Annotated in this window: 4 protein-coding genes and 1 pseudogene; all 5 read left to right on the top strand. The window is 68.1% G+C overall.

From position 1 onward, the window contains the following. Positions 1-234 (top strand): 23S rRNA (adenine(2030)-N(6))-methyltransferase RlmJ (gene rlmJ, locus AC1DQP_RS15345; RefSeq protein ID WP_478051938.1); only part of this gene is annotated, 234 nt, incomplete at its 5' end. 95 nt (positions 235-329) lie between these two features. Further along, positions 330-875, top strand: coding sequence for a GNAT family N-acetyltransferase (locus AC1DQP_RS15340; RefSeq protein ID WP_038689569.1), 546 nt, complete (start codon positions 330-332; stop codon positions 873-875). Positions 876-1,280: 405 nt separating this feature from the next. Further along, positions 1,281-4,748, top strand: coding sequence for a transcription-repair coupling factor (gene mfd / locus AC1DQP_RS15335; RefSeq protein ID WP_478051937.1), 3,468 nt, complete (start codon positions 1,281-1,283; stop codon positions 4,746-4,748). A gap of 87 nt (positions 4,749-4,835) precedes the next feature. Beyond that, the gene (locus AC1DQP_RS15330) at positions 4,836-5,357 is read left to right on the top strand and encodes a hypothetical protein (RefSeq protein ID WP_256776461.1); all 522 of its coding nucleotides are present in this window, start codon (positions 4,836-4,838) and stop codon (positions 5,355-5,357) included. 53 nt (positions 5,358-5,410) lie between these two features. Further along, positions 5,411-5,559, top strand: a pseudogene (locus AC1DQP_RS15325) (HD family phosphohydrolase); the annotation flags it as partial.

Genomic DNA, 5,559 nt, shown 5'->3' with positions numbered 1-5,559 from the left:
ATCCTGCATTTCCTGCGCAAGGCCTGCGCGCTGCCGGTGAAGTCGGTGCTGACCGTGGAACTGCTGGTGCGCCCGGACGATTCGCCGCTGCGGCTCAACGGCAGCGGCATGCTGCTGCTCAACCCGCCGTGGCAGTTTGACCAGGCGTTGGCCCCGGCAATGCCGGTGCTGAAGCAGTTCCTCGGCGAAGCCGGCGCCAGCACGCGCCTGCAGTGGCTCAAACAGGCCGAATGAGCGCCCCTGCGCCTCCCTGAACGGCGTGAGCGTTCCGTTCACGGAACCCGCCCCCGGGGATGCGAGAATCCGAAGACCACCTAGGAATCACCGGTATGGCTACCCGTAACCGCATGCCGCCCTGGCACGAGATTTTCAAGGCACCCAGTGGCCACGAGCTGCTGATCCGCCCGATCCGCCCCGAAGACGGGGCACCACTGCACGCCGCCTTCAGCCTGTTCGGGCCGGAGGAGATCCGTGACCGTTTCCTGCAGTCGGTGACCGAGCTGTCGCCGGAAACCACCCAGCGCCTGACCCACCCCAATCCCAAGAGCGAAATCACCCTGGTCGCGGCCGAGTCCCTGCCCGCCGGTGAAGCCGTTGTCGGAGCGGTGGCGCGGGCCTCGATCATCCAGGGCACCCGCGAGGCCGAGTACGCCATCCTGGTCAGCCGGTTCCTGGTCGGCCAGGGCCTGGGCCGGCAGCTGATGCGCAAGCTGGTCAAGTGGGCGCGTGGCAAGTACCTGGACCGGTTGTACGGCGACGTCGCCGAAGAGAACGAGCCGATGAAGCAGCTGGCTGCTTCGCTGGGCTTCAAGCCGGTGCCGCATCCGCAGGGCACGCCTGGCCTGGTGCGCATGGTTTTAGAGCTCGATAGCTGACGGCGTGCCGGCCAACGGCCGGCACCTACGGTTCTTGCGCGCGTGCCGGCCAACGGCCGGCACCTACGGTTCTCGCGCGCGTGCCGGCCAAGGGCCGGCACCTACGGTTTTTGCGCGCGTACCGGCCAGCGGCCGGTACCTACGGTTCTTGCGCGCGTGCCGGCCAGCGGCCGGTACCTACGGTTTTTGCGCGCGTACCGGGCMACGGCCGGCACCTACGGTTCTTGCGCGCGTGGCGGCCAGCGGCCGGTACCTACGGTTTTTGCGCGCGTGCCGGCCAGCGGCCGGTACCTACCGGGCTGTGCCACCGGACGGGCAACGGTGAGCGGAGCGATGCRCAGGCCCAGCGGCAACACCACGGGCTGACACGGTCCTGACCGCGCGGTCTGCTAAAATCGCCGGTTCATGTCACGCACCTCCTATCCCGCACCGCCGCTGCCACGTTCCGGTCAGCTCCGCGCCTGGTGGCGCGCTCCCGCTTCGGCCACTGCGCTGGCGTGGTACGTCGCCCGTGCGGCCGAGGTCCATGACGGGCCGCTGCTGTTCATCGCGCGCGACAACCATACCGCCAACCAGATCGAAGCCGACCTGCGCACGCTGCTGGGCGGCGCCTCGGACCTGCCGGTGGTGGTGTTCCCGGATTGGGAAACCCTGCCCTACGACGCCTTCAGCCCGCACCCGGACATCATTTCCCAGCGCCTGGCCGCGCTGCACCAGTTGCCCTCGCTCAAGCGCGGCATCGTGGTGGTGCCGGTGCAGACGCTGCTGCAGCAGCTGGCCCCGCTCAAGTACATCGTCGGTGGCAGCTTCGACCTGAAGGTCGGCCAGCGCCTGGACCTGGACGCGGAGAAGCGCCGCCTGGAGGCCGCCGCCTACCGCAACGTGCCGCAGGTGATGGACCCGGGCGATTTCGCCGTGCGTGGCGGCCTGCTCGATGTGTTCCCGATGGGCGCCGAGGCGCCACTGCGGATCGAGCTGCTGGACGAGGACATCGATTCGATCCGCGCCTTCGACCCTGAAAGCCAGCGCTCGCTGGACAAGGTCGACGCGGTGCGGATGCTGCCCGGTCGTGAAGTGCCGCTGGACGACCTGAGCGTGTCGCGGGTGCTGGCCACCCTGCGTGAGCGCTTCGACGTGGATACCCGGCGCAGCGCGCTGTACCAGGATCTCAAGGCCGGGCTGGCCCCGGCCGGCGTCGAGTATTACCTGCCACTGTTCTTCGACCAGACCGCCACGCTGTTCGACTACCTGCAGCCGAACGTGCTGCCGCTGGTCGGCGTGGGCGTGGGCGACGCCGCGGCGGCCTTCTGGGCGCAGACCGGCAACCGCTACGAACAGCGCCGCCATGACGTGGAGCGGCCGCTGCTGGCGCCTTCGGAGCTGTACCTCAGCCCGGAGGCGCTGAGCGCCAAGCTCAATGCACTGCCGCGCATCGAGATCTGGAACGCCGACCACCCGCGCATCGCCGACGCGCAGCCGCTGGGCGACCAGCCGTTGCCGCCGCTGCCGGTGGCCGCGCGTGACGCACCGGCCGGCGAAGCGCTCAAGTCCTTCATCGGCCATTACCCGGGCCGGGTGCTGATCGCCGCCGATTCGCCCGGCCGCCGCGAGGCGTTGCTGGAAGTGCTGCTGGCAGCCGAACTGAAGCCGCCGGTAGCGGTTGATCTGCCGACGTTCCTGGCCGATGCCAAGACGCGCTTTGCGATCACCGTGGCGCCACTGGAAGACGGCTTCGCACTGGATGCGCCGCAGATCGCGGTGCTGACCGAGCGCCAGTTGTTCCCCGAGCGCGCCGGCACCACCCGTCGCAGCCGCCGGGTCGGCCGCGAACCGGAAGCGATCATCCGCGACCTGGGCGAGCTGACCGAAGGCGCGCCGATCGTCCATGAAGACCACGGCGTGGGCCGCTACCGCGGCCTGATCGTGCTCGATGCGGGCGGCATGCCCGGCGAATTCCTGGAAATCGAATACGCCAAGGGCGACCGCCTGTACGTACCGGTCGCCCAGCTGCACCTGATCAGCCGCTACTCCGGTGCCTCGGCCGAAACCGCGCCGCTGCATTCGCTCGGTGGCGAGCAATGGACCAAGGCCAAGCGCAAGGCGGCCGAAAAAGTCCGCGACGTGGCCGCCGAACTACTGGAAATCCAGGCCCGCCGCCGCGCGCGTGCCGGGCTGGCGCTGCATGTGGACCGTTCGATGTACGAACCGTTCGCGGCCGGCTTCCCGTTCGAGGAAACCCCCGACCAGCTCGCCGCGATCGATGCCACGCTGCGCGATCTTGCCAGCAGCCAGCCGATGGACCGGGTGGTCTGCGGCGATGTCGGCTTCGGCAAGACCGAAGTGGCCGTGCGCGCCGCGTTCGCCGCCGCCAGTGCGGGCAAGCAGGTCGCGGTGCTGGTGCCGACCACGCTGCTGGCCGAACAGCATTACCGCAACTTCCGCGACCGCTTCGCCGATTGGCCGCTGCGCGTGGAAGTGCTGTCACGCTTCAAGAGCACCAAGGAAATCAAGGCCGAGCTGGAGAAGGTGGCCGCCGGTACCATCGACGTCATCATCGGTACCCACCGCCTGCTGCAGCCGGACGTGAAGTTCAAGGACCTGGGCCTGGTGGTGGTGGACGAGGAGCAGCGCTTCGGCGTGCGCCAGAAGGAGGCACTGAAGGCGATGCGTGCCAACGTGCACCTGCTGACCCTCACCGCCACTCCGATCCCGCGCACCTTGAACATGGCCATGGCCGGGCTGCGCGACCTGTCGATCATCGCCACCCCGCCGCCGAACCGGCTGGCAGTGCAGACCTTCATCACCGCCTGGGACAACGCGTTGCTGCGTGAGGCGTTCCAGCGCGAACTGGCCCGTGGTGGCCAGCTGTACTTCCTGCACAACGATGTGGAAAGCATCGGCCGCATGCAGCGTGACCTGGCCGAACTGGTGCCTGAAGCACGCATCGGCATCGCCCACGGGCAGATGCCCGAGCGCGAGCTGGAGCGGGTGATGCTGGACTTCCAGAAGCAGCGTTACAACGTGCTGCTGTCGACCACGATCATCGAATCGGGCATCGACATTCCCAACGCCAATACCATCATCATCAACCGCGCCGACCGCTTCGGCCTGGCCCAGCTGCACCAGCTGCGTGGCCGCGTCGGTCGCTCGCACCACCGCGCCTATGCCTACCTGGTGGTGCCGGACAAGCGGGCGATGACCCCGGACGCGGAAAAGCGCCTGGACGCGATCGCCTCGATGGACGAGCTCGGTGCCGGTTTCACCCTGGCCACCCACGATCTGGAAATCCGCGGCGCCGGCGAACTGCTCGGCGAGGACCAGAGCGGACAGATGGCCGAGGTCGGTTTCAGCCTGTACACCGAGCTGCYCGAACGCGCGGTCCGCAGCATCCGCCTGGGCAAGCTGCCCGACCTGGATGCCGGCGAAGAAGCGCGCGGTGCCGAGGTGGAGCTGCACGTGCCCGCGCTGATCCCGGACGACTACCTGCCCGACGTGCATACCCGCCTGACCCTGTACAAGCGCATCAGCAGCGCGCGCGATACCGATGCACTGCGCGAACTGCAGGTGGAGATGATCGACCGCTTCGGCCTGCTGCCGGATCCGGCCAAGCACCTGTTCGCAATCGCCGAACTCAAGCTGCAGGCCAACACGCTGGGCGTGCGCAAGCTGGAGCTGGGTGAAAACGGCGGTCGCATCGTGTTCGAAGCCAAGCCGACGATCGATCCGATGGCGGTGATCCAGATGATCCAGAAGCAGCCCAAGCTGTACACGATGGACGGCCCGGACAAGCTGCGCATCAAGCACCCGCTGCCGTTGCCCGAAGATCGCTTCAGCGCCGCCAAGGCGTTGCTGCTGACGCTGTCGCCGCGCTGACGCTCTACAACTGATTCCCCTGTGACCCTCCGCTTCTGCGGGCCGGAGGGTCTTCCCTGCTCATTGCCCGCGACAAGGAGAGTTGCTTTGAAACGATTCCACACCCTGCTGCTGGCCGCCGGCCTGGCCCTGCTCACCGCCTGCAGCGGCGGCGGCAGCGGCATGACCGCCAGCGAATACCTCACCGAAAACGTCGCCCTGTGGAACGGCACCGCCACCACCGTGCAGCAGTGGACCATCGGCCCGCGCGGCGAAGAACTGCAGAAGGCACTGGGCCAAGGCAAGGGCCTGGCCACGTTCAAGTCCGGCCTGGAAGGTGCACGCGCGGAGATGAAGCAGTACCTGGCCATGATCGACCAGATGCCGCCGGCCGACGATGCCAAGGACGTGCACCAGAAGCTGCGCACCTACGTGCAGAGCTCGGATGAAATGTTCGCCATCCTGCTGGAAATGGCCGCGCTGCCGGAAGGCTACGACAAGGCGCAGATCATGCCGCTGGCCGAGAAGCTGCAGGCCGTGGGCAACCGGATCGACGGTGAAATGCAGGCCCTGGACGCGGCCCAGGACGCGTACGCCAAGAAGCACGGCATCCAGCTGCAGCGGCATTGATTCCACCGTCTCCCGGCGGCAGCCGCCGCCGGGAGACGCAGCAAGAAGTTCCCGTGACCGATTCCTCCCCGCTGCACCCCAGCCACGCGCTGGCCTGCTCCATCGATGCGCTGTCGCTGTCACTGCAACTGCGCGATGCCTACACCCGCCGCCACTGCGACCGCGTCGGTCTGCTGGCCACCTCGCTGGCCCGCCACTGCGG

Source organism: Stenotrophomonas sp. P5_A8, from assembly GCF_056400545.1.
This window is presented reverse-complemented; position numbering and strand designations above follow the sequence as displayed.